Source organism: Hoeflea sp. AS60 (genome assembly GCF_038900115.1).
GTDB lineage: Bacteria > Pseudomonadota > Alphaproteobacteria > Rhizobiales > Rhizobiaceae > Hoeflea.
This window is the reverse complement of record NZ_JBBMQP010000004.1, coordinates 124,194-148,727: the sequence shown is the minus strand read 5'-3', so window position 1 is coordinate 148,727 and position 24,534 is coordinate 124,194. Positions and strand designations below refer to the sequence as shown.

The following is a 24,534-nucleotide window of genomic DNA, read 5'->3' as shown; positions in this document are numbered from 1 at the left end:
GGAACACGCCCAACGATCCAAACCAGAAAGCCCCGCGCATGGAACTGATCCTTGATCACGTCAGCCATTCCTATGGTGATGTTGAAGTCTTGAGCGACATTTCCCTGTCGGTCGGATCGGGTGAAATCGTCTGCATCGTCGGCCCTTCGGGCTGCGGCAAGTCAACGCTGTTGCGCATTCTGGGCGGGCTGGAAAAACCCGATGCCGGTGCCGCGCTGATTGCCGGAGACCCGCCCTCAGACAGCCTCAACCCGCTTACCTATGTCTTCCAGGATTTCGCCCTGCTGCCTTGGCGCACCGTCGAGGGCAATATCAGTCTGGTGCTTGAGGATCACTCGGTCCGCAAGGACAAGGCACGAGCCATCATCGACGATGTGCTGGCCCGCACCAAACTTTCGGAATTCGCCAACGCCTGGCCGCGCCAATTGTCGGGCGGCATGAAGCAGCGCGTCGCCATCGCCCGGGCGCTGTCCGTCAATCCGGCCGTGATGCTGATGGACGAGCCGCTCTCCGCGCTCGACAGCCAGACCCGCGAACTGCTTATGGACGACCTGATCGAGCTCTGGGGGCAGGTTGGCTTCTCCGCCTGCTACATCACCCACAATCTGGCCGAAGCCGTCCGGCTCGGGCATCGCATCGTCATGCTGTCACGACGACCCGGACAGATTCGCGAGATTGTCGACATCGACATCCCTTTGAACGAGCGGATTGATTTTCCCGCTGAAACCGCTGCGATCCAGCGCAGGCTTTGGGAAGCCATGCGCGATGAGGCCCGCGCTGCCGACCGGGAGCTGTCCGATGTCGCTTGACGCCACCAACGAACGTCCACAGGCCACCCGTCGCAACGTCAGCGATCTGCAACAAAGCACGCAGGGCATGGTCAAACCCGTGCCGTTCTGCGGCGGCGGCTTTGTTCACTCAAGGCACCGGTTCATTGCGCCGCTCTTGTTTGTCGTGCTTGTGATCCTGTGGGAAATCGGCTCGCAGACCGGCTTCATTTCCAACATCGCCCTGCCAGCACCGTCTGAGGCCGCCGGCGCCATGTCCGATCTGTTCGAGACCGGCATGATCTGGAAGCACCTTTCCGCAAGCCTTTACCGGCTGGTCGTCGGCTGGAGCCTGGGCAGCCTGATCGGCGTCTTCGTCGGATTGGCCATAGCCCTGTTCTCGCTGGTTCGCGCCGGGGTCTCGCCGTTCATATCGGCACTGTTTCCAATCCCGAAGATTGCGCTGCTGCCGCTGTTCATCATCTGGTTCGGCATTGGCGAAGGCTCGAAGGTCGCGACCATCCTGTTCGGCGTCTTCTTTCCAACCGTCATCGCCACCTATGGCGGGGTCGACAATGTCGACCGCAACCTGATCCGCATGGGGCAATCGTTTGGGCTGTCCTGGATGTCGATCGTTCGCAAGATCATCATTCCGGGCGCCCTGCCGGCAATCTTGTCCGGCTTCCGCATCTCGGCCTCCATCGCCATCATCCTGCTGGTCGCCGCTGAAATGATCGGCGCGGAATACGGCATCGGCGCCTACATCCTGATGGCCGGCGCGCTGTTTGCAACCGACCAGCTGATCGCCGGCGTTGCCATGCTCTCGGTGCTTGGCCTGACCGTTGGCTGGCTTATCAGCCGAGCCGAGCGAATGCTGCTCAGCTGGCGCGCCTGATCCTTATCGGGCAGCAACAAAAAAAGGCCGGACGCTGCAAAGAGCCCGGCCTCTTGTTTCAAGCTTTCAGATCAGGACTTGAGCTTGGTCCAGACCTTTTCGCGCAGGTCCTTTGACGCTGGCGAACAGGCTTTGTAAGCACGCAAGCGCTCATTGTATTCAGCAGGCGTATTGACTGCAGGGTCAGCCTTCAGATCGTCCTTCAGGAACTCACCGGAGCCCGCAACCGCATTGGAATAGCCGGTGTAGTTAGACGCCATGGCGGCAATTTCAGGTGACATCATCCAGTTGACGAAGGTCTTTGCCGCTTCCATGTTCGGCGCGTCCTTCGGAACGGCGATAACGTCGGTCCAGAAGGTGGTGCCTTCCTTGGGATAGACATAGACCACTTCAGGCTTCTTGGCCTTCACGCGGTGCGCAGCACCATTCCACTGCATGTGCACCGGCACTTCGCCAGCCACCATCCGGTCGATGGTTCCGTCATTGGAATAGAGCTTCACGTCAGGCTTCTGCGCCATCAGTACGTCGAGAATCACCTGCGCTTCGGCCGGGTCCTCGGTGCACTTGTCGATGCCCTTGTAATAGGCAGCAGCGTTCCAGACGTCTGACATTTCGTTGAGCATGGCGATCTTGCCCTTAAGCTCATCGGCAGGTTCGAAAATTGCCTTCCAGCTCTCTTCCATCTTGCCGCCCGGGACCATTGCAGGATCGTATGTAAAGCCGGTCGTGCCCCACATGTAGGGTGCCGAATAATCGCGGTTCTCATCGCCCGCCATGGTCGTGAACGCCGGCAGCAGGTTCTTGAAGTTCTCCATCTTGGAGACTTCGATCTTGGCCAGCATGCCCTTTTCAACCATCACGCCAAGCGTGGTGCTGCCTGGAAAGATCACGTCATAGCCGCCGCCGCCAGCCTGCAGCTTGGCCAGAAGATCTTCTTCCGAGGCAAAGTTGTCGACGGTGACCTTGGTGCCGGTTTCCTTCTCGAAGCGCTCGAGCAGGTCGGGTGCGAAATAGTTGGTCCAGTTGTAAAGATGCAGTTCACCTGCAGCCAGCGCACTGCCGCTGAATGTCGTGAGTGCGATTGCCGACGCCATCAGCAATTTAGCGGTGTGCTTTCCTACCCTGTTGGTCTTGATCATGAGTTGCTCCAATTGTTTGTGGGCTTTGCGTCTCAACCGGGCCCTGATTTCCGGTTTTGATCCCGCCCCAGGAAGAGGGACAGGGAGACAAGAGACAGAGACAAGAGCAGCATCAGCGAGGAGATCGCGTTGACCTCCGGGGTGACACCGGTTCTCACCAAACCGAAGATATAGATCGGCAATGTGGTCGAACCCGCACCGCCGAGAAAGAACGTGGTGACAAAGTCATCCAGCGAAATGATGAAGGCGAGCACCAGGCCCGAAAGGATCCCGGGGATCAGTTGCGGCAACGTCACCCGCCAGAAGGCTCGGATCGGATTGGCATAGAGATCCGCTGCCGCCTCGCCGATTTTCGGGTCCATGCCTTCAAGCCGCGCCCGGATCGGCAGATAGGCGAACGGAATGCAGAACACGATGTGCCCGATGATCACTGTGCCGAGGCCGAAGGTCAGGCCCAGACTGGCAAAGAACATCAGCGTCGCGACTGCGGGCACGATTTCCGGAACCGTGATCGGCAGCGCGAACACCGCATTGATCCCGGTCTTGCCGAGAAAGCGGTCGTTGCTCGCCATCCTGAGCGCAGCCAGTGTCGCAAGCGTCGTTGCACTGACTGAGGCGACAGATGCAATGATCAGCGAATTGGTTGCTGCTGCAACGATATCGCGGTTTTCGAATGCGACGCGGTACCAGTCGAGCGAAAATCCGGTCCAGACAGTGACCGTCCGGTTCTCGTTGAAGGACAGCGCGATCAGGATCAGGATCGGCAGGTAAACATAGGCAAAGAACGCCGCAGTCGCAAAGAGAAGCCCTGGCCAATGGCGCGCATCGCCCGGAAAGGCGCGTCTGCGGAAGGGATTGAGGTTCATTGCGATCCCTCCAGTTCACCACGGTAGCGCCGGGCATAAAGCCCGAGAGAGATCAGAACCAGCGCCAGCAGGAACAGGCCGAGCGCTGCACCAAACGGCCAGTTGCGCGCGCCGCCAAACTGGAACCCGATCAGATTGCCGATCATCAGCGTCTTGCCGCCGCCCAGCAGTTCAGGCGTGATGTAGGCGCCGAGCGCGGGGACGAACACCAGCACACAGCCCGCGACGATGCCCGGAAACGCCAGCGGCAGAATGACCCGCCGAATGGTTTGCCAGCGATTGGCGTAGAGATCGAATGACGCCTCGACCAGCCGAAAATCCATCTTCTCGAGACTCGAATAGATCGGCAGCACCATGAACGGCAGAAACGAATAGGTCAGCCCCACTGCCACTGCGAAGGCATTGTGCAGAAGCGGCAACGGCTCGGAAATGATCCCGAGCCACATCAGGGTCGAGTTGATCGTACCATGATCGCGCAAGAGCAGGATCCAGGCATAATTGCGCACCAGCAGATTGGTCCAGAACGGCAGCGTCACCATGAAGACGAGGACCGCCTTCCACTTGCGGTCCCGCGTCGCCATGAACATCGCCACCGGCAGACCCACAGCCAGCGAGATCACCATCGTCAGGAACGACAGCCAGACCGAACGCAGGATGATGAACATGTAATTGAGGTTCAGCGCAAGCGTGCCATCAAGCTCGCGTTCGAAGAACAGCCTTACATAGGCTTCCGTGCTGAATTGGTCCCACAGCACCCCGCCCGAATAATCCCTGCCTCGGAACGAGATGTAGGCCATCAGTCCCAGCGGAACGATCATGAAGCAAGTGATTGCCAGCAGCGCCGGGCCGATCAGCAGAGCGCGAAACAGCGTGTTTTTACCCGCCCGGGTCATGACGGGTCATCGGCCAGAACAGAAACCGAGGACGCATCAACCGACCAGCCGATGTCATCGCCCTTGGCGAACGAACGGCTTTCAGCCGTGTTGTTCTGCGAGCGCGCCCGCATCTCCAGGCCATCCGCCAGTTTGAAATGAAAGATCGTGTCGGTGCCGTGATACACCACATTGGAAATCACGCCCGGCAGTTTGCCCGCCGATGGCTGTGACAGCGCGATCCGTTCAGGCCTGACCGCAAGCGTCACCGCAGCGCGCGTGGGCAAGTTTGAGGCATCATCGGAGCGCAAGTTCCCCACACCAGCGATCGAATAGTTCCCCTCACCCATGGTCTGGGCCGGCAGCAGATTGATCTCGCCGATAAAGCCTGCAACGAACCGGTGCTGCGGCTTGTCGTAGATCTCGCGCGGTGATCCGATCTGCAGGATTTCACCGCCATTCATCACCGCGATCCGGTCCGACATGGTCAATGCCTCGTCCTGATCATGGGTGACGAAGACAAAGGTAATGCCGGTGTCCGTCTGCAACCGCTTGAGCTCGAGTTGCATCTCCTTGCGCAGCTGCAGGTCAAGCGCCGACAGCGGCTCATCGAGCAACAGAACCTTCGGCTGCGGCGCCAGCGCGCGGGCGAGTGCCACACGCTGCTGTTGCCCGCCGGAAATCTGCGTGATCCTGCGATCGGCCATCGCCTCAAGCCGAACCAGCCGCAACATGTCTGCCGTCACTGATTTGATCTGATCCTTGGGTCGTCCAAGCATCTCCAGCCCGAACGAGATATTCTCCGAAACGGTCATATGCGGAAACAAGGCATAATTCTGGAAAACCGTGTTGACCGGACGCTGGTAAGGCGGCTTTGACGAGAGGTCGACCCCATCCAGCAGAACCGCACCCGAAGATGGCTGCTCAAATCCGGCAATCAATCTCAGGAGTGTCGTTTTCCCGCAGCCTGATGGTCCAAGCAGGGTGAAAAACTCGTTTTTCTGAATGTCCACCGATACATCATCAAGTGCTCGAAATGCGTTGGCGCCGGCGCCAAACACTTTGCTCAGGGAGCGAACTGCAACTGCACAATTGTCCTTTGCAGATAAAGGCTCTCCATCGGATTGTATCGAGGTGTTCAAAGGCGCTCCTGTTTGAAAGCTTCAACGGCCAGAAAGTCCCATACCGGCTGATTTCCAGCCAACCTGAACCGCTGAAAAACACAGTCATCCGCAACTGCATTTCCATTCAATATTGAATGATCGTTCAGCAATTAGATAGCGATGTCAAGTTGGATCGACCAGTTTTGACGTCGCTTGCGTTCATTGCAATGTTTCAAAAACGACAAAATCAGCAACCCGTACAAGCGTAGACTCGATCCAGAAAAGTTCAGGGCAAAACGGCAAAGCCAATAACACATCGCAGAAAACAGCGTCCTTGTCTTCCATTTTTCGACATTGGAATGAATGACTTAAGTCCGGATTGGTTCATCTTGCCGCTTCAGATTGTTGTGCGACCCAGTCGACGCAACTCCGTTGCCGTCACACCCGAATTCCGCGGCTGCACGTCCCGCTTGATCCTTGTCATGGACCGACAAGGCAGATTTCGGCAGATGAACGGTGGAAACCCGATTGAGGAGCTGTTTGCAAAATGGTCGATATGCACGGAGCCAAGCCCGACAGGCTGGAAAACTTTCCTGTCACTTTCTTTGCAGTCATGATGGGGCTGCTTGGGCTGTCGCTGTCGATGGCCGCTGCGGAGAAAGCCGCAGGAGCTGAAGCCAACGTCTCGCAATTCATCCTCGGTACTGCTGTCGCCGTGTTTGCGGTACTGATCGTTTTCTACGGCCTCAAGCTCGTCCGGCACCCTGATGCGGTCCGGGCGGAATGGAACCATCCGGTTCGAATTGCCTTCTTCCCCACCATCTCCATCTCGCTGCTGCTCCTGAGCACTGCCCTGGCACCGAGCGTGCCCGGCATGGCCTACGTGATCTGGAGCATCGGGGTCGCGGCACAGGGCATTCTTTCGCTCAGTGTCATCGCCAACTGGATCGGACATCGAACCTTCCAGCCGCTGCACCTGTCACCTGCCTGGTTCATCCCGGCCGTCGGCAATGTGCTGGTCCCCCTCGCGGGCGTCAATTTTGGCATGACCGAACTTTCCTGGCTGTTCTTCTCGGCCGGCATCCTGTTCTGGGTCGTGCTGCTCACACTGGTGATGAACCGCCTGATCTTTCATGACCCTTTGCCGGCACGGCTAATGCCGACATTGGTGATCCTGATTGCTCCGCCCGCGGTGGCCTTTGTCGCCTGGGTGCGACTGACCGGAGATGTCGACGCCTTCGCCCGCGTGTTGCTCAATATCGGATATGTGTTCGCACTGATCGTGCTGACACAGGCGCCGCGATTCGTCCGGCTGCCATTCGCCTTGTCCTGGTGGGCACTGACATTTCCGGTCGCAGCACTCGCGGTCGCCTCTTTCGTCTTCGCAAATGAGACCGGATCCCATGCCCACCGTCTGATCGGCTTTGCCCTGACCATCTGCCTTGCTTTTGCCGTCGCAACACTCTTGGTGCGCACCGCACAGGCCATCCGCGCCAAGGAGATCTGTCGGCCGGAATAAGGTCGCAAACAGGGGTGGCTCAAACAACATGGGCGCTCGGATGGCTATCTCTGAGCGCCCATTGAATTGTTGTCAGTACAAAGATGAACGCGGTTACTCCGCGGCCTCTCCCCTTGCCGCAGGCAGAACCTGCTTGCGGCCAAGCCCAACCTTGGCTTTCATCCGCTGCCACCAGGCGGTGATCTTGCTGTTCTTGGAGCGGGTGACGATCATCAAGAGCGACGGCGTCACCACCAGCGTCAGAATGGTCGAGAACGCCAGGCCAAACACGATCGCGCTCGACAGCGAGATCCACCATTGCGTTGACGGGGCGCCGTAAGTGGTCTCATGCGCCATGATTTCGAGATTGAACCCGAAAGCAATCGGCAGAACACCCAGGATCGCGGTCACGGCGGTCAGAACCACCGGCCGGGCACGCTCGCGGCAGGTCTCGAGAATGGCCTCAAGCTTGTCGCTGCCTTCCCGCCTGAGGTGGTCGTAAGTGTCGATCAGCACGATGTTGTTGTTCACCACCACACCCGCAAGCGCAATGATGCCGATACCGGTCATCACGATGCCGAGCGGCTGCCCCATGATCAAAAGCCCCAGGAACACCCCAATGGTCGACATCACCACCGCTGACAGCACCAGTGCCACCGAGAGGAAATTGTTGAACTGGGCCAGAAGCACGACAAAGATCAGGAAGATCGCGGCGCCGAATGCCTTGCCGAGGAACGCGCTGGCCGCTTTCTGCTCTTCATCCTCGCCCGCCAGTTTCCAGCGAATGCCGATTGAATTGAGATCAGCCTTCTCCAGTTCGGCAACGATGCCTTGGCGCAGCGGATCAGCCTGGATCCCTTCATTGATCCCGGCGGACACGGTGATGGTCCGCACCCCGTCAATCCGGCTCAGCGTACCGACACTGGCGGCGGGCTCCCGGGTGACAAAGTTCGAAATCGGTACCGACCCTTGGGCGGTTTCAATTCTGAGATCATCAAGCGTGGCGAGCGTGCGCCGGTCTTCGGGCAGCCTCAGCCTGATATCAACCGCGTCGTCCGCGCCTGCCGGGCGATAGTCCGTCAGTTTCAACCCGGTCGTGACAAGCTGCACCACGGTGCCAACCGAAGCCGGGCCTATGCCGTAACGGGCTGCGACCGCGCGATCCACCTTGATTTCCCAGTCCACGCCAGGCGGCGGCAGACCATCTGCAATATCGATGACACCGGGTGTCGCCTTGAGTTGCGCGGCCACCTTACGGGCAACCTCGGCCAGCCCCGCCGGATCGACCGCGGAGAGCTGGATCTGAATCGCCTTGCCGGTAGGAGGTCCACCTTCCGGCACAAGAACCTCGATATCGACACCCGGGAAACCGGTCAGTTCACGCCGGAAGTCGTCAAGGATTTCTCCCGCCGGCTTGCGCTCCCGCCAGTCGACAAATTCGTACTGGATGACGCCCACCACATCCTCGGCCACATCGTTGCCGCCGCCGCCGACCTTGCCGACGCGGGTGTAGACACTGGTCAGCCCGGGCCAGCCAATGATCCGCTTTTCAACCATGCGGACTGCGGCGTCCTTTTCGTCCAGCGAAAGGTTGCCACGCGCATGAACGTAGAGCAGGCCATAGTCAGGTTCGACATTGGGGAAGAACTCGACACCATTGCCGTATTTGCCATAGGCAACCGGCACCACGATCAGGGCTGTCAGCGTCAAGAACACCACGATGAACGGGTGCCGCACCGCACGTGCCACAAACCGCATGTAAAGCCCGTCACGCTTGGGGCCGTCGTCGATGGTCGGCTTGGCAAACATCGCACCCAGCGTCGGCGTGAACACGAGCGCATAGAGCAGCGAGGCAGAAAGCGTGGCGATCAGGGTGATCGGCATGTATTTCATGAACTCGCCGACCATCCCGGGCCAGAACAGGAGCGGCGAAAACGCCGCAACACGGGTCAGCGTCGCTGCAACCACCGGACCGGCCATGCGCTTGGCCGCCAGCGAGAAGGCCTCTTTCCGGTCCATGCCCTCGGTCATGCGGCGTTCGGCAAACTCGGTCACGATGATGGCATCGTCGACCAGCATGCCCACTGCCAGGATAAGACTGAACAGCACCACGATATTGACCGTCAGCCCGGCCAGTGACAGCGCCAGAATGCCCATCAGGAACGACGCCGGAATGGCAAAGCCGATCAACAGCGAGGCCCTGCCCGACAGCGCATAAAGGATGACGATGAACACCAGGATCACCGCGGTCAGCACCGAGTTCTGCAGATCGCTCAACAGCTGCCTAATCGAGGTCGACTTGTCCTGGCTGAAGCCGATGACAGCGCCTTCCGGCAACAACGTTTTGAACTCGTTTGCCACCACCTTGACCGCATCCACGGTCTCGATCAGGTTCGCGCCGGTGCGCTTGGAGACTTCGATCGCGATCGCCGGCTTGCCGTTCAGCCGGGTAATGGTCTCCGCGTCCTTGAAGGTCGAGCGGATGGTGGCAAGATCGCGCGCACGCACAACGGCGTTGGGTCCCGCGATGATCGGCAGATTGGCGACATCCTCGGGGGTTTCGATCAGCAACGGCACCTTGACCGCATAATGCCCCTCGTCCCCTTCCATTGCGCCCGCCGCAACCACGGAGTTGGATTCATTGACCCCGGCGATCAGCTGGTCGAGCTGCAAGCCGTAGGAGGACAGCTTCACCGGATCAATGATCACCTCAACCAGATCATCGCGCGCGCCCTGCAGCGACGCATCAAGAACACCGTTGACCTCCTCGATCCGGTCACGAAGTTCGCGCGCGGCACGGGTCAATGCACGCTCGGGCACGTCGCCTGCAAGTGTCACCACCAGCACCGGGAACTCGGAGATATTGACCTCGTTGACCGTCGGCTCTTCTGCGCCTTGCGGCAGGTCCGGCTTGGCGTCGGAAACCTTGTTGCGCACGTCATCGAGCGCCTTGCCAAGATCGGCGCCGGCCATGAACTCGATCACCACATTGCCGCCGCCCTGATAGGCAGTCGAGCGCATCTCCTTGATGCCGGTGATGTTCTTGAGCTTGCTTTCAATCGGACGCAGCAGCAACCGCTCCGAATCCTCAGGCGAAATCCCCTGATAGGTCAGGCTCACATAGATGATCGGGATCTGGATGTCCGGCTCGGCTTCCTTGGGAATCGAGATATAGGCCATCGTTCCGGCGATGATCAGGAACAGGAGAACGGCAAGTGTCAGCCGCGCATTCCGGATGGCGACATCGACGAAATTCATTGCGATTGCTCCGTCGACTTGACGGTCGCACCGGTCACCAGAGTGGCATCGGCAGGCACTGCATTGACGGTTTCACCCTCACTGACCAGATCCTGTCCGGCCACAATGATCTTGGCGTCCTGCGGAACGCCGCTCAAAATCAGACCCGAGGGAGAATCGTCGATCAGGTCGATTGGCACGAAGCCCACCGTGTTGTCGGCTTTGAGGATCCTCAAACCGAGATTACCAGCTGCATCCAGTGTTACCACGGAGCGCGGCAGCTTGACTGCCGTCACGGCCTCGGACCTGATCATGATTTCGGCGGTCATTCCCGAGGGAATCGTGTTTTCCGGATTATCAATGGCAACTTCGATCGGGAACGTGCGTGTGCCCGACGTTGCTTCCAGACTGATGTGGCGGACAGTGCCGGAAACAACGTCTCCGCTGATCAACCGCACGTCGGCCGAGCTGCCGACGGTGACGTGGGCAATTTCGCGTTCGCTGACTTCGCCGAGCGCCACCACAGGATCGAGTTGCAGAAGCACGGCCGCCGCTTCGCCCGAAGGCAGCCAGCTGCCCTCCTCGACCATCACCTGGTCGATGATACCACCAAACGGAGCAACCACTGTCAGGCGGTCGATATCGGCCTGAGCCGCTTCGAGTTGCGAACGCGCCGAGGCCAGCGCCGAACGAGCAACATCGCTCTGCGTTGACGGCGAGATCCCGTTCTTGACCAGGCGCTCGATGTTGTCGGCTTCCTTCTTGCGCTGGTCCAAAAGGGCTCTTGCGGTGTCCACCATCGCCTGCTTTTCAGCGCCATCAAGCACCAGAACGACATCGCCGGCCTGAACCGTATCGCCCTTCTTGACCTTGAGCTCGCCCAGGATCCCGGCGCTGCGGGTGGCAAGCGTGGTTCGCTTGTCCGGCGCAGTCACCCCGGAGATCCGTATGATGCGGTGGTGCTGGATAAAGGCAGGCTCGATCACCGCCACCGTGCGCAACATCTTCTCGGTGGAAGCGGCGGCTTGCTCGACCTTCGGCTCATCGCTGGTCGTATCCTGCGCAGCACTGCCGATCGACGAAAATTCGCCGGTAAGCACCCATGCGGCGGAAACGCCCAGAACCACGAATGCTGCGACGGTATGAAACCTTGGCATAGCCATATTGAACCTGCTCTTACATTAGTTCTGCGCTGAGGCTCCGATAGACCGGAAGCGCCCGATTTGGGCGCATACCATCGGTTGTTGCAACCGTGAACGGGCTTTCGCGTCGAAGCCTATATAATGGCAACTTTCGGGCCGAAAAGGAACCTTGGTCCGAATTGATCACTCGAGGCTCAAACGGCTGGGCAAAGTGGCTTCACGGCAACAGGTTAAGCTTTAGCAATGTGTATCACCAAATTCATTGATCGCAGTCAGTCCCCACTGAGCGTCTGGCAATCACAGCCTATTGATAATAAAGGGCTTCTATCGAGCAACTGCCTGGTCTGCAGTTGCAGATCGCACACGGATCTCACCCTGCTCTCTCGGCCGGTTTCCAAATACGGGAATCGGGCTACACTTCGGTCATATTTGATTGATTGCACTCGGGAGAGATTCTGATGACGGAGAACGCACTCTCAATTGGCATCATAGGCGGCTCGGGCATGCTCGGAAGTGCCATTTCAACCGCGCTGCTCGATCGCAAGGCTGTCGAGGAAACAGATCTCTGGATCTCGAACAGAACCGGCAGCAAGGCGGGCTTCGAGCAATTTCCGCAAGTCAATTTTACCACCGACAACAAACAATTGTCCGAAGCCTGTGACGTGGTCATTCTCTCTGTTCCGCCGGCATCAGCTTCTCAGGCGTCGGTTCAGGTTCCGGGAAAACTGGTGATTTCGGTGATGGCCGGGATCGGGATCGACGAGCTTCGAAGCCTCACAGGCTCTGACCGGATTGTCCGGGCCGTCTGCAGCCCGGCCGCGGCAATCGGGCTGGCCTACTCGCCCTGGGTCGCTACTGCCGAAATCGATGACGGCAATCGAGCCACGGTCGCAGCAATTTTCGAGGCCTGCGGGTCGACCGATGAAATCGCTGACGAGGCTCACCTCGATCACTTTACCGCTATGACCGGGCCGGTCCCGGGTTTCGTCGCTTACTACGCCGAATGCATGATCGACTATGCAGTCAAAGCCGGCATTTCACCTGAAATCGCGGATCGAGCCATTCGCCAGCTGTTCTTCTCCGCCGGCGCCATGCTGGCCCATGGCAAGGCCACACCATCTGACCATGTGCAGGAGATGGTCGAATATGCGGGCACCACCGCCGCGGGTCTCAACCGAATGAAGAATTCGCCAATCAGGGACGCCATCGCAGCAGGCCTTGATGCCGCAGTCGAGAAAGCGCGCAACATCCGCTAGTTGTCTGATAGACGCTTGGTTTCGATCAGTTCGACATCAAAATCGCGGCAGATCTTACGAACCCTGTCGTCAGGGCAAAGATCGGTGACAAATGTATCGACTTGTTCGAGATGGCCGATCCTCACCGGCGCGGTGCGCTCGAACTTGGTCGAGTCGGCAACTAGGATCACCTGACGCGCATTGGCGATGATCGCCTGTGCCACCTTCACCTCTCGGAAATCGTAGTCGAGCAGCGCTCCGTCCGGATCAATCGCCGATGTGCCGATCACCGCATAATCCACCTTGAACTGGCGGATGAAATCAACGGCCGCCTCCCCGACGATCCCCCCGTCGGATGCGCGCACCACGCCACCGGCGATCACCACCTCGAACTGGGTATAGGGACGCATTCTGTTGGCGACATTGATGTTGTTGGTGATGATCATCAACCGCCCATGCCGCAAAAGCGCCTGGCTCACCGCCTCGGTGGTGGTGCCAATATTGATGAACAGCGACGCATTGTCCGGGATCAGCGCTGCGGCAGCATCGCCTATAGTCTGTTTTTCCTCTGCGGCAATCTTGCCGCGCTGTGCATATTCCATGTTCTGTGTGCTCGACGGAATCACCGCACCGCCGTGAATGCGCATCAGCAATTGCCGGTCGCACAGATCATTGAGGTCCTTGCGGATAGTCTGCGGCGTCACCTCAAACCGGCTGGCCAGATCGTCCACCAGAACCCTGCCTTCGGTTTTGGCAAGTTCGATAATTTCAGAATGGCGCGGCGCAAGGTACATCGGCATCGATTCCCGAGATTGTCTGGTTTCGTGTTCACTCTAAAACGAAAGAAACGAAAGTCAAAATCCGTTCCGCGTTTCGTGAGTTGTCTGGTTTCAACCAGACAGGCTGCGCAAGCACCAATCAGCTCTGGGCCGTACGCCGCCTCAGGATATCGGCAAAGAACAGCGCCGCATCATGCGGCCGGTCGACGTCGCGTGTGATCAGGCCGACCGCGCCCATGGTCGAGCCGGTGTCGATCGGCAATTCGACAAACTCGCCCGACGCGAGCTCGGCCGCCACCACGCCGCGCGAAATGATCCATATCGCATTTGTCGACCGCAGGAAGGCGCGGCCGAAACTGTCAGACACGGTCTCCACCGCCTGCACCGGCGCCGCCATACCCTGTTCCAGCATCACCCGCTCGACAAAGGGATGGATGATCGATCCTGCGGGCGGCACCAGAACCGGGTGGCGCGAGAGAATGTCGGCCGCCACCTGCCGCTGTCCCGACAGCGGATGCGTTTTCGCAACAATGAAGACCACCCGGTCCCGATAAAACGGCTCGAACCTGAGGCTTGTCATGTTTTCGGGCGCAGGCATCCGCCCCATCACCAGGTCGAGATCACCCTTGCGCAGCTGGTCGAGCAGCACCCGGTTCTCGCCGGTCGTAACCCTGAGCGGGCTCTTCAATCCGGACGCCAGGAATTCAACCACTGCGGCCGGCATGATGGTGGCCGACACGGTCGGCAGCGCACCAATGCGCACTGGCGGACCAGTGGTTGTGGCGACATTGGCGAGCGCCGCGATACCGCCGCGCACAGCCGCAAGTCCAGATCCGGCATGCGAAAGGAAGACCTCGCCCTGATGCGACAGCCGGATGCCCCGCCCGTCCCGCTCGATCAGTGCTGCGCCTACGATCTCTTCGAGTTCGCGAATGGTCCGCGTCACCGCCGGCTGCGTCAGCGACAAGGTGATCGCGGCACGGCCGACGCTCTTCTGTCGCGCCACTTCGACAAAGGCTTCCAGATGCCGGATCTTGATGCGACGCGAGATATCCATACCAGTTCCGCGATCATTGTTGTCTCAAGAAATCATTATTCATTTCCATTCCAGTATGTAAAGTAGGTCTTGGATTGGCAGGGAGGATCTAATGGCGGAAGCAAAATCCACTGGCGAGCAAACGCGCCGGTCTGTGCTGGGCGACGCCCATGTCGACAGGTCCATTGCAGCAAAGACACCCTTCGACGCCCCGTTTCAGGATCTGATCACATCAAGCGCCTGGGAAGGCCTTTGGTCGCGGCCAAACTGGAGCAAGCGCGACCGCTCGATTGTCACCATCGCGCTGCTGGCGGCCCTCGGGCACGAGGAAGAAGTCGCCATGCACGTCCGCGCCACGGCCAACACCGGCGCCACCGAAGAAGACATCTGTGAAGCCCTTATGCATGTGGCGATCTACGCAGGCGTTCCTGCAGCCAACACCGCATTCCGCATCGCCAAGCGGACGCTGGCCGAAATGAAAACCGCTTCGAGCGGAGCCAGCTCATGACATCGAAGACCCCACCCGTCACAAACTACTTTCCACGCGATCGGTCCTGGCACCCCAAGGCCTACGATCCGGGCTACAAGTCTACCGTTCTGCGTTCGCCGCAAAGGCCGCTTGTGGCTTTCGCCAACAGCCTTTCGGAAACCACTGGCCCTGCGTTCGGCCACGATCTCATCGGCAAGCTCGACAATGACCTGACGCTGAATTTTGCCCAGCCCGGCATGAGCGCCATCGGCGAGCGCATTGTCGTTCAGGGACGCGTACTCGATGAGCGAGGACAGCCGGTCCCGGGTGTCCTGCTCGAGTTCTGGCAGGCCAATGCCGGCGGGCGCTATCGTCACAAGAAGGATGGTTATCTGGCGCCACTCGATCCCAACTTCGGCGGCTGCGGACGCACAATCTCGGGCGATGATGGTGCCTATGCCTTCCGCACCATCCGTCCTGGCCCTTACCCCTGGCCCAACGGTCCGAATGACTGGCGGCCGGCTCACATCCACATTTCAGTCTTCGGCCAGGCCTTTGCCCAGCGCCTGATCACACAGATGTATTTCGAAGGCGATCCGTTGATCCCGCTGTGCCCGATCGTGAGGACAATCAAGGATCCCGCCGCAATCGAAACCCTGGTAGCACGGCTCGACATGAACGCCTCGGCTCCGATGGATTCGCTCACCTACCGCTTCGATGTCATTCTGCGCGGCAGCCGCTTGACGCTGTTCGAAAACCGCTTGGAGGGCAACTGACATGACCGACATTGCGCAGACACCGCTCTACCCCTTCAAGGAATCGCCGTCCCAGACCGCAGGCCCCTATGTTCATATCGGACTGACGCCGAATTTCTCCGGCATCACCGGCGTCTACGACACCGACCTCGGCACCGTGATGGTCACGGACAAGACCAGCGGCGACCGCATCACTGTGGAAGGCCGCGTCATCGACGGTGCCGGAGCGCCGCTCAAGGACGTTCTGGTTGAAATCTGGCAGGCCGATGCTGATGGATTGTACAACAGCCATGCCGAGCAGCGCGGAACCGCCGATCCTGCCTTCACTGGCTGGGGCCGGTGCGCCGCCGATGCCGAAACCGGCCAATTTCGTTTCGAAACCATCAAGCCCGGTCGGGTTCCGTTTTCCGACGGCCGCCCGCAGGCACCTCACATCAACATCTGGATCGTGTCCCGCGGCATTAATCTGGGGCTCAACACCCGGATCTATTTCGAGGACGAAACAGAGGCCAATGCCAGCGATCCGGTTCTGGCGCGCATCGACCCCCGCGAACGGGTGGCGACGATGATCGCCAAGGGCGGAGCAGGTCACTACAGCCTCGACATTCACCTGCAGGGCCCGCAGGAAACCGTTTTCTTCGATATATGAGAGAGAAGCAGATCATGGCGCAATTCATGACGTTGCCCGAAGCGGTAGCGCAAAATCTCAACTCGGGTGATACCGTCGCCTTTGAGGGTTTCACCCATCTGATCCCGCACGCGAGCGCGCACGAGGCAATTCGCCAGGGCATCAAGGATCTGACCCTGGTGCGCATGACGCCTGATGTCATCTACGACCAACTGATTGGCATGGGCATGGTCAAGAAGTTGATCTTCTCCTATGCCGGCAATCCGGGCGTCGGCCTGCTCAGGCGCTTGCGCGACGCGGTCGAAAACGGCTGGCCGCATAAACTCGAAATCGAGGAACATTCCCACGCCGCCATGGCCAACGCCTATGAGGCGGGCGCAGCCGGCCTGCCCTTTGCAGCCTTTCGCGGCTACAAGGGCGCGGAACTGGCCAAGGTCAATCCCAACATCAAATCGGTCACCTGCCCGTTCACCGGCGAGGAACTGGCTGCGGTCCCGGCCATCCGCCCCGACGTCACCTTCATTCACGCCCAGAAAGCCGACCGAAAAGGCAACGTGCTGATCGAGGGCATCGTCGGCGTGCAGAAGGAAGCTGTTCTTGCGGCCAAGCGCTCGGTGGTGACGGTAGAGGAAATCGTCGACCATCTGTCCGCCCATCCCAATGCCTGCGTGCTGCCCGGCTGGACCGTCAGCGCGATCTGTGAGGTGCCGGGCGGAGCTCATCCGTCCTATGCCCACGGTTATTATTCGCGCGATAATGCGAGCTACATCGCCTGGGACAAGATTGCAGCCGAACGCGACACTTTCCTCGCCTGGATGAAAGACAACGTACTCGAGGCCAAGCCGGAGGATTTTGCCGACCGGATCAGCCACCTCAGGAGCCCGGCATGAGCCAGACAGATTTCACCCCCACTGAAATGATGACCATCGCCGCTGCACGTGCGCTGAAAAACACCGATGTCTGCTTCGTCGGCATCGGCGCGCCATCGGCTGCCTGCAACGTTGCCCGGCTCACCCATGCGCCCGACGTGACCCTGATTTATGAGAGCGGCACAATCGGCACCGCGCCATCTGTTCTGCCGCTGTCCATCGGCGATGGTGAACTCAGCGAAACGGCGGTCACCACTGTCTCGGTGCCCGAGATGTTTCGTTACTGGCTTCAGGGCGGACGCGTGACCGTGGGCTTTCTCGGCGCCGCCCAGATCGACCGCTTCGGCAACATCAACACCACCGTGATCGGCGATTACGATCATCCCAAGACCCGCCTGCCCGGCGGCGGCGGTGCACCGGAAATTGCCTCATCCTGCGGCGAGATCTTCATCACGCTCAAGCAATCCAGACGCGCCATGGTCGAAAAGATCGACTTCTTCACCAGTTTCGGCCACGGCGAAGGTGGCGACCACCGGGCACGGCTCGGGATCACCACCAAGGGCCCGACACTGATGGTGACTGACCTTGCGGTCTGGCGGACTGATCCTGTAACACACGAGTTCACCGTGGTTCTGTTGCACCCCGGCGTCACCCGCGAGATGGTTCAGGCCGAATGCGGTTGGACCGTGCGGTTTGCAGATGAACTGGGTGAGACCCCGAGCCCAACCGAGATTGAGCTCAAAACCCTGCGTGATCTCAACGCCCGCACCAAAGCCGCCCATTCGGGCGGAAAAACTGGAGAAGCCGCCTGATGGCCGAAGCATTCATTTGTGATTATGTCCGCACCCCGATTGGCCGTTTTGGCGGCGCCCTGGCTGGCGTCCGCGCCGATGATCTGGGCGCAATCCCGATGCGCGCTTTGAAGGAACGCAATGCAAATGTCGATTGGGCCACAATCGACGAGGTCTATTACGGCTGTGCCAACCAGGCTGGCGAAGACAACCGCAACGTCGCCCGCATGGCCACCCTGCTCGCAGGACTTCCGGTCTCGGTTCCCGGAACCACGCTCAACCGCCTCTGCGGATCGGGCATGGACGCGGTGCTTGCTGCCGCGCGCATCATCCGTTCGGGCGAAGCTGAACTGGTCATCGCCGGCGGCGTCGAGAGCATGTCGCGCGCACCGTTCGTCATGCCCAAGGCAGACACGGCCTTTTCGCGCAATGCCGAAATCTACGACACCACCATCGGCTGGCGTTTCGTCAACCCGGCTCTCAGGTCCCAGTATGGTGTCGATTCGATGCCTGAAACCGGCGAGAACGTCGCCGAGGATTATGACATCAGCCGCGCCGATCAGGATGCCTTCGCACTGCGCAGCCAGACCCGCGCCGGCAAGGCGCAAGCTTCAAGCCGTTTCGCCAAGGAAATCGTTGCGGTGGAAATTCCCCAGCGTAAAGGCGACCCTATTGTCGTGGATACCGACGAACATCCGCGTCCGCAGACCACGCTTGAGCAACTGGCAAAGCTGAAATCCCCGTTCCGCGCTGGCGGCAGCGTGACCGCTGGCAACGCGTCCGGCGTCAATGACGGTGCAGCAGCCCTGATCATCGCCAGCGAAGCCGCAGCGAAAAAGCATGGCCTCACGCCGATCGCCCGCATTCTCGGCGGCGCCACTGCCGGTGTCGAGCCGCGGATAATGGGGATCGGCCCTGCTCCCGCGACGCAGAAGCTCTGTGCACGTCTTGGCCTGAAGCCGTCCGATTTCGGCGTCATCGAACTCAACGAGGCTTTCGCCAGCCAGGGCATCGCCGTCCTGCGCCAGCTTGGGCTGCAGGAAGACGCCGATCACATCAACCCGAATGGCGGCGCCATCGCACTTGGCCATCCGCTCGGCATGTCCGGCGCCCGCATCACCGGCACCGCAGCCCTTGAACTGGCTGTGCGCAACGAAAAGCTGGCACTCGCCACCATGTGCATAGGCGTAGGCCAGGGCATCGCCATCGCGCTGGAACGGGTCTGAGATGGCAGTTGGCGAACAGACATGGACCAAGGTATTGTTCAGCGATCAGGAAATCGCTGAACAGTTCTCTGACCACAAGCTCTTCGCCAGCTTCTCTCGCTTCGAGCAGGCACTGATCAGGGGGCTTTCACAGGCCCACCTGATCGATCCAGCCGATGCAGCGCACCTCATCGACCAGGTCGCAAATTTCGCGCCTGACCAGGCCGCCATAGCCGAAGCCAGTATTCAGGATGGCGTGCCGGTGCCTGAGTATCTGAGGCAGTTGCGCGCTCACGTTTCCGGTCCCGGCAGCAAGTTGCTTCATCACGGCGCCACCAGCCAGGATCTGGTCGACACAGCCACCATTGAAACTCTGGCGAAAACCGGAACCATCCTGTCAAAACGGCTCGACAAGCTGCTGGCACAGCTTGCCGACCTTGAGACACGGAACGGCGAAAATGCGCTGCAGGCCATCACCCGGATGCAGCCAGCCCTTGGCTTCACCGCATCCGACCGGCTCGCCGCCTGGCGGCATCCGCTTGAGGACCTGCGCTCCCGCCTGCCGAAACTTCGGGAACAGACCCGGATCCTGCAATTTGGTGGTGCAGTGGGTGATCTTCAGGCGCTTGGCGACAAGGCCGCCATCATCGCCGAAACCCTGGGGCGTGAGCTTGATCTGCGCTGGCCCGGCCATAGCTGGCATTCGGCACGCGGCCCGGTTCTGGCCCACGCCAACTTCGTGTCCGAACTCACCGGAACGCTCGGCAAGATCGGTCAGGACGTGGCGCTGATGGCGCTGCGCGGCGACGAGGATATCAAGATGTCCGGCGGCGGTTCGTCATCGGCGATGCCGCACAAGCAAAACCCGGTCACTGCCGAACGCCTGGTCACGCTGGCGCGTTTCAACGCCACGCTTGTGTCCGGCATGCATCAGGCGCAGGTCCACGAACTCGAACGCTCAGGTGCCGCCTGGATGCTCGAATGGATGATCTTGCCGCAAATGTGCGAAACCGCTGGCGCAAGTCTCGCAGCTGCCATCGCGCTCGTTCAGTCGATTGAAGTGATGGGAAAACCTGCATGAAGACGCTCTCAACTGATGTCTGCATCATCGGCGCAGGCCCCTCCGGCCTGCTGCTCGGCCAGCTCTTGCACGACATTGGAATCCAGACGCTCATTCTCGAACGCTCCAGCCTTGACCATGTCCTTTCACGGGTGCGCGCCGGCGTGCTCGAAAAAGGCACCATGCAACTTCTGGAGAAGGCCGGCGCGGGCGCGCGGATGCATGCAGAAGGCCTGGTTCACGACGGTTTCGCCATCACTTGCGAAAACGATACCCATCGTATCGACCTGGCCAAATTGACCGGTGGCAACAGGGTGATGGTCTACGGTCAGACCGAGGTCACCCGGGATCTTGTCGACCGCCGCGCGGAAACTGGTGGCGAAACCAGCTACGAGGTAGAAGACGTCGAGCTGCACGATTTTGAAACCACCAAGCCCTATGTCACTTGCCGAATAAAGGGCGAGGATGTCCGGATTGACTGCCGCTTCATTGCCGGCTGCGATGGCTTTCATGGCTCAAGCCGCCGCTCGGTGCCAGAGGATGCCATCCGCACTTTCGAGAAAGTCTATCCCTTTGGCTGGCTAGGCATTCTCGCCGATGTGCCGCCGGTCAGCCATGAACTGATCTATGCCAGCCATTCCCGCGGCTTCGCACTCTGCTCGATGCGCTCGAACACACGCAGCCGCTACTACATTCAGTGCAATGCCGGTGACAGCATTGATGCCTGGTCGGACGATCAGTTCTGGGCCGAACTGCGCCGCCGGCTGCCGCCGGAAACCGCTGAAGCCATGATCACCGGGCCATCCTTCGAAAAGTCGATCGCGCCGTTGCGATCCTTCGTTGCCGAGCCGATGCGCTTTGGCAACCTGTTTCTGGTCGGCGACGCGGCTCACATCGTTCCGCCAACCGGCGCCAAGGGTCTCAACCTCGCTGCCTCTGACGTCCATTACCTGTTCGAGGGTCTGCGCGGCCATTTCCTCGAACGCGACACAGCATTGCTTGATGCCTATTCGAGCCGCGCTCTGGCAAGGGTCTGGAAAGCTGTGAGGTTCTCCTGGTGGATGACGACGATGCTGCATCGCTTCCCCGAACAGGCCCCGTTTGAAGCTCGCATCCATGAAACCGAGCTGGCCTACACGCTCGAATCCGAAGCGATGAAACAGGCGCTCGCGGAAAACTATATCGGCCTGCCTTACTGAAGCCGGTTTTTATCAGTTTGTTCAGCTTGCATTCAGCAGACTCTGACAATGATGCTGCCATTGTTGTTGCACAAGCCGCAGGTTGACCAAAACATGACCACCTCACGATTCCGCCCCACAGCAGCGTTTTTGACCGCAGCGTTTATCTCAGTCGGCACACTCGCTGCAGGGCCCGCCTTTGCCGATCAGTATGGCGGGCAGCGCACGGTTCTCGTCGACCTTGACGGCGAATTGATGCGCCAGATCCCGGAAGCCGGTTCGGTCCGCGTGATCGTCGACACTCAAGGCCGCAGGCTGCTCGTGGACAACTGGGATCAGGTGATCGGTTTCGAGGTCCCCGCATGGCAATACAATCAGCAAAACGCTGGCAGGCAAGATATGCAAGGGTCGGCATTCCCCCCACCCCCACAGCCACCGCGCGAGCAATTTTCGCGGGACACATTCCCTGAGGCACCAAAAGCCAGCATAGAACGCCGCGACCTCAATCCGACAACCGGCACGGTACCAACCCGGCCGAAAATCATCGAGGTTCCACAGCTTGAAGCTGCTCCGCAGGAACCGGCCCAGACACCCGGCATGGCGCCTGCGAAGGCTCAGCAGAAGTCCCCTTCCCTGTCGAAAGCACAAGTGACCGCACTTCAGGTCTATCTTGATCGCAACGGCATATCACCGGGCGTGATCGACGGCCGCATGGGATCAAACGTCTCCAAAGCGCTCGATTCCTGGTTTGAAGCCACTGGCGAGCGGCTCGATCCCGCCGACACAGACCTGATCGTCAGCCGCCTGTCTGCGGAGGGTGGGCTTGCATTCACCACCTACACCATCACCGCCGAAGACGCCGCAGGTCCGTTCGTTGCCGAGATCCCAACGGATTATGCCGAGAAGGCGCGACTTGAACGTCTGGCCTACACATCGACAGCGGAGATGCTGGCCGAGCGCTTCCACATGGACGAAGACTATCTCAAGGCGCTCAATCCCGGTATCGACTTCACCCTGCCCGGCGTGCAGATCAAGGTCGTTGCGACCGGCAAGAAGAAGACCGGCGTGGTTACCCAAATCGTTGCCGACAAGGCCCGCAAACAGGTTCGTGCTTACGACGCGGCCGGCAAACTTCTTGCAGCCTACCCTGCCACGATCGGGTCGAGCGACACGCCTTCGCCCTCAGGTGAGGTGACCATCGAGCGCGTGGCGCACAATCCGGGCTACACCTACAATCCGAAGATCAATTTCAAGCAGGGCGACAACGACAAGGTGCTTCAGGTTCCACCTGGACCCAACGGTCCCGTCGGGACGATGTGGATCGCACTTTCCAAACCCACCTACGGCATCCACGGCACACCCGAACCCTCGACCATCGGCAAAACACAGAGCCATGGCTGCGTACGGCTGACCAACTGGGATGCGGAAGAACTAGCCGGCATGGTAACGCCCGGCGTCAGCGTGAGCTTCGTCGAGTAGAGCAGCAAACGCGCAAGATCAAACATGCGCGTTTGCTTGAATGTTTTGAAAACCAGGAACATAAGGGGCTTTCCGGACTCAGGACGGCAAGCAGCTCGCCTTGATCGGCAACAGGGGCTCCAAGCTGACCGGTCTCAGCGGTGCTGGTCGACCAGGATCGGATTTCCGTCGGGATCCATGATCACGAAACTGGCGGGACCGCTGCTGGATTCATCGGCCTCCGCGTTGAAAGCCATGCCCTTGGCCTTGAGTTGTTTCTGCAACTCGCGGATATCGGTAAACTCTGCCAACGGCTCGGCCTTTTCCCGCCAGCCGGGATTGAAAGTGAGCATGTTCTTCTCGAACATCCCCTGAAACAGCCCGATCACACAGCCGCCATTGCTCAGGATCAGCCAGCCTTGATCAGCATCACCGCCAAATGCGGTGAACCCCAGCTTTTCATAAAACGCGCGCGATACCGCCAAATCCTTGACGGCGAGACTGAGTGAGAATGCACCAAGCTCCATTGCCCTGTCCTCTCCAAAATCTGCAATCGGGACTGTCCCGCCCAAATCCTAACCGCATCCCCCGGTCTTGGGAACTCGGTCAGCCCCCGGCAGGTAATGCTGCCTATTCCAAGACCTGCCCTCAGCCGATCACGCGGGCGCCTGGTTGATCCACGACCTGATCAACCTTGCGACAACCTGCGGCTTCTGATGGCAAATCCAGTGATCAGCGTCGGCCACATGATGAACCGTCAGCTCTGCCGCGTACTCCTCCAGACCATCAATACAAGCCGGCAGCAAGGCCGTGTCAGCGTCGCCCCAGATCAGCAGATGCGGGCAGCGCACCTGTAACCTGTCTTTTCGAAGTGCCGGAAGATCCGTCAGCGGTTCGCCGGGGTTTGCGACTTGCAGAGGCGAAGCCCGATACCAGTTGATCATCGCCCGCAATCGGCCGGGGCGCGACCATTCCGCCTTGTAAAGCTTGAGCCGCTCCGGCGTCAGCCAGCTCAGATCCATCCGCGCTGAAAACAGCCGCATCAGCCCTTCGTAATCATCAGCCGACAGCTTATCCTCCGACCCTTCGGGACGCAGAAACCGGATATATTGAGAGGCTGCCGTTTGCGCGCCACCGGCAGCGAGTTCCCTCTGGAAGGGTGCCGGATGAACCCCATTCAGAATGACCAGCCCCGACACCAGCTCAGGCCGGAACATGGCCAGCCCGTAGGCCACGGCAGCCCCCCAGTCGTGTCCGACCACGGTGACCTGATCAGCCAGAGTGCCGATCAACGCCGCCATGTCACCGACGAGCTCCCGCATCTCATAAGCTTCGACCGCAGCCGGTGCCCAGCTCTGGCCAAACCCGCGCTGGTCGGGTGCAATGCAATGGTAGCTGTCGGCCAACCGCTCCGCGACCTCGGTCCATGACGCGCCATATTCGGGAAACCCGTGCAGGAAAAGCAGAACCGGCGCATCCGCATTGCCCCATTCGAGATAATGGAACGGATTGCCATTCAATTCGACATGGCGGTGTGTGACGACATCCATAA

Annotated in this window: 23 protein-coding genes; 13 read left to right on the top strand and 10 right to left on the bottom strand. The window is 59.8% G+C overall.

Going from position 1 to position 24,534, the window contains the following annotated elements; translation table 11 throughout:
* Window positions 1–38 precede the first annotated feature (38 nt).
* Window positions 39–809 (top strand): ABC transporter ATP-binding protein, encoded by a 771-nt coding sequence (locus WNZ14_RS21120; RefSeq protein ID WP_342870663.1) that lies wholly within the window; start codon window positions 39–41, stop codon window positions 807–809.
* A 67-nt stretch (window positions 810–876) separates the two neighbouring features.
* Window positions 877–1,662: an ABC transporter permease gene (locus WNZ14_RS21115; protein WP_342870702.1), complete on the top strand. Its 786-nt coding sequence runs from the start codon at window positions 877–879 to the stop codon at window positions 1,660–1,662.
* Between the two features lie 71 nt (window positions 1,663–1,733).
* On the opposite strand, the gene WNZ14_RS21110 is transcribed toward WNZ14_RS21115, so the two are convergent.
* From WNZ14_RS21110 to WNZ14_RS21095, 4 genes are read right to left on the bottom strand one after another with little or no spacing between them, the layout of a single operon-like run.
* Window positions 1,734–2,801: an extracellular solute-binding protein gene (locus WNZ14_RS21110; protein ID WP_342870662.1), complete on the bottom strand. Its 1,068-nt coding sequence runs from the start codon at window positions 2,799–2,801 to the stop codon at window positions 1,734–1,736.
* Between the two features lie 32 nt (window positions 2,802–2,833).
* On the bottom strand, window positions 2,834–3,667 hold the full coding sequence (locus WNZ14_RS21105) for an ABC transporter permease (protein WP_342870661.1): 834 nt from the start codon (window positions 3,665–3,667) through the stop codon (window positions 2,834–2,836).
* Window positions 3,664–4,560 (bottom strand): ABC transporter permease, encoded by an 897-nt coding sequence (locus WNZ14_RS21100; RefSeq protein WP_342870660.1) that lies wholly within the window; start codon window positions 4,558–4,560, stop codon window positions 3,664–3,666. Before WNZ14_RS21100 ends, WNZ14_RS21105 begins: the two co-directional genes overlap by 4 nt.
* Complete coding sequence (locus tag WNZ14_RS21095) at window positions 4,557–5,609, bottom strand: ABC transporter ATP-binding protein (protein ID WP_342870701.1); 1,053 nt, start codon at window positions 5,607–5,609, stop codon at window positions 4,557–4,559. Before WNZ14_RS21095 ends, WNZ14_RS21100 begins: the two co-directional genes overlap by 4 nt.
* A gap of 580 nt (window positions 5,610–6,189) precedes the next feature.
* On the opposite strand from WNZ14_RS21095, the gene WNZ14_RS21090 reads away from it, so the two are divergent.
* Window positions 6,190–7,161: an SLAC1 anion channel family protein gene (locus tag WNZ14_RS21090; protein WP_342870659.1), complete on the top strand. Its 972-nt coding sequence runs from the start codon at window positions 6,190–6,192 to the stop codon at window positions 7,159–7,161.
* A gap of 93 nt (window positions 7,162–7,254) precedes the next feature.
* Here WNZ14_RS21090 and WNZ14_RS21085 read toward each other — a convergent pair whose 3' ends face one another.
* On the bottom strand, window positions 7,255–10,398 hold the full coding sequence (locus WNZ14_RS21085; protein ID WP_342870658.1) for an efflux RND transporter permease subunit: 3,144 nt from the start codon (window positions 10,396–10,398) through the stop codon (window positions 7,255–7,257).
* Complete coding sequence (locus WNZ14_RS21080; protein WP_342870657.1) at window positions 10,395–11,540, bottom strand: efflux RND transporter periplasmic adaptor subunit; 1,146 nt, start codon at window positions 11,538–11,540, stop codon at window positions 10,395–10,397. The genes WNZ14_RS21085 and WNZ14_RS21080 overlap by 4 nt, the downstream gene beginning before the upstream one ends.
* A 437-nt stretch (window positions 11,541–11,977) precedes the next feature.
* Between WNZ14_RS21080 and WNZ14_RS21075 the strand changes: the two genes are divergently transcribed.
* Window positions 11,978–12,775: a pyrroline-5-carboxylate reductase dimerization domain-containing protein gene (locus WNZ14_RS21075; RefSeq protein ID WP_342870656.1), complete on the top strand. Its 798-nt coding sequence runs from the start codon at window positions 11,978–11,980 to the stop codon at window positions 12,773–12,775.
* On the opposite strand, the gene WNZ14_RS21070 is transcribed toward WNZ14_RS21075, so the two are convergent.
* Window positions 12,772–13,548 carry a DeoR/GlpR family DNA-binding transcription regulator gene (locus WNZ14_RS21070; protein WP_342870655.1) on the bottom strand — a complete coding sequence of 259 codons (777 nt, stop codon included), beginning with the start codon at window positions 13,546–13,548 and terminating at the stop codon, window positions 12,772–12,774. The two genes, WNZ14_RS21075 and WNZ14_RS21070, sit on opposite strands and share 4 nt — an antisense overlap.
* Before the next feature lie 124 nt (window positions 13,549–13,672).
* Window positions 13,673–14,590, bottom strand: coding sequence for a pca operon transcription factor PcaQ (gene pcaQ, locus WNZ14_RS21065; protein ID WP_342870654.1), 918 nt, complete (start codon window positions 14,588–14,590; stop codon window positions 13,673–13,675).
* Between the two features lie 91 nt (window positions 14,591–14,681).
* Between pcaQ and pcaC the strand changes: the two genes are divergently transcribed.
* The 9 genes from pcaC (at window position 14,682) to WNZ14_RS21020 (ending at window position 23,003) form a co-directional block, all read left to right on the top strand.
* Window positions 14,682–15,077 carry a 4-carboxymuconolactone decarboxylase gene (pcaC, locus tag WNZ14_RS21060; protein ID WP_342870653.1) on the top strand — a complete coding sequence of 132 codons (396 nt, stop codon included), beginning with the start codon at window positions 14,682–14,684 and terminating at the stop codon, window positions 15,075–15,077.
* A complete protein-coding gene (gene pcaH / locus WNZ14_RS21055) occupies window positions 15,074–15,814 on the top strand; it encodes a protocatechuate 3,4-dioxygenase subunit beta (protein ID WP_342870652.1) in 741 nt (246 codons plus the stop codon). The genes pcaC and pcaH overlap by 4 nt, the downstream gene beginning before the upstream one ends.
* A 1-nt stretch (window position 15,815) precedes the next feature.
* Window positions 15,816–16,442 carry a protocatechuate 3,4-dioxygenase subunit alpha gene (pcaG, locus tag WNZ14_RS21050; protein WP_342870651.1) on the top strand — a complete coding sequence of 209 codons (627 nt, stop codon included), beginning with the start codon at window positions 15,816–15,818 and terminating at the stop codon, window positions 16,440–16,442.
* Between the two features lie 14 nt (window positions 16,443–16,456).
* The gene (locus tag WNZ14_RS21045) at window positions 16,457–17,311 is read left to right on the top strand and encodes a CoA transferase subunit A (RefSeq protein ID WP_342870650.1); all 855 of its coding nucleotides are present in this window, start codon (window positions 16,457–16,459) and stop codon (window positions 17,309–17,311) included.
* Window positions 17,308–18,102 carry a CoA-transferase subunit beta gene (locus tag WNZ14_RS21040; RefSeq protein WP_342870649.1) on the top strand — a complete coding sequence of 265 codons (795 nt, stop codon included), beginning with the start codon at window positions 17,308–17,310 and terminating at the stop codon, window positions 18,100–18,102. The genes WNZ14_RS21045 and WNZ14_RS21040 overlap by 4 nt, the downstream gene beginning before the upstream one ends.
* A complete protein-coding gene (gene pcaF / locus WNZ14_RS21035; protein WP_342870648.1) occupies window positions 18,102–19,307 on the top strand; it encodes a 3-oxoadipyl-CoA thiolase in 1,206 nt (401 codons plus the stop codon). The genes WNZ14_RS21040 and pcaF overlap by 1 nt, the downstream gene beginning before the upstream one ends.
* A 1-nt stretch (window position 19,308) precedes the next feature.
* Window positions 19,309–20,367, top strand: coding sequence for a 3-carboxy-cis,cis-muconate cycloisomerase (locus WNZ14_RS21030; protein ID WP_342870647.1), 1,059 nt, complete (start codon window positions 19,309–19,311; stop codon window positions 20,365–20,367).
* Complete coding sequence (gene pobA / locus WNZ14_RS21025) at window positions 20,364–21,545, top strand: 4-hydroxybenzoate 3-monooxygenase (protein WP_342870646.1); 1,182 nt, start codon at window positions 20,364–20,366, stop codon at window positions 21,543–21,545. The genes WNZ14_RS21030 and pobA overlap by 4 nt, the downstream gene beginning before the upstream one ends.
* A gap of 93 nt (window positions 21,546–21,638) precedes the next feature.
* Window positions 21,639–23,003: a L,D-transpeptidase gene (locus WNZ14_RS21020; protein WP_342870645.1), complete on the top strand. Its 1,365-nt coding sequence runs from the start codon at window positions 21,639–21,641 to the stop codon at window positions 23,001–23,003.
* A 134-nt stretch (window positions 23,004–23,137) separates the two neighbouring features.
* On the opposite strand, the gene WNZ14_RS21015 is transcribed toward WNZ14_RS21020, so the two are convergent.
* Window positions 23,138–23,509, bottom strand: a complete 372-nt coding sequence (locus WNZ14_RS21015) for a VOC family protein (RefSeq protein ID WP_342870644.1) — start codon at window positions 23,507–23,509, stop codon at window positions 23,138–23,140.
* A gap of 129 nt (window positions 23,510–23,638) precedes the next feature.
* Window positions 23,639–24,532, bottom strand: coding sequence for an alpha/beta hydrolase (locus WNZ14_RS21010; RefSeq protein ID WP_342870643.1), 894 nt, complete (start codon window positions 24,530–24,532; stop codon window positions 23,639–23,641).
* Window positions 24,533–24,534: the final 2 nt, after the last annotated feature.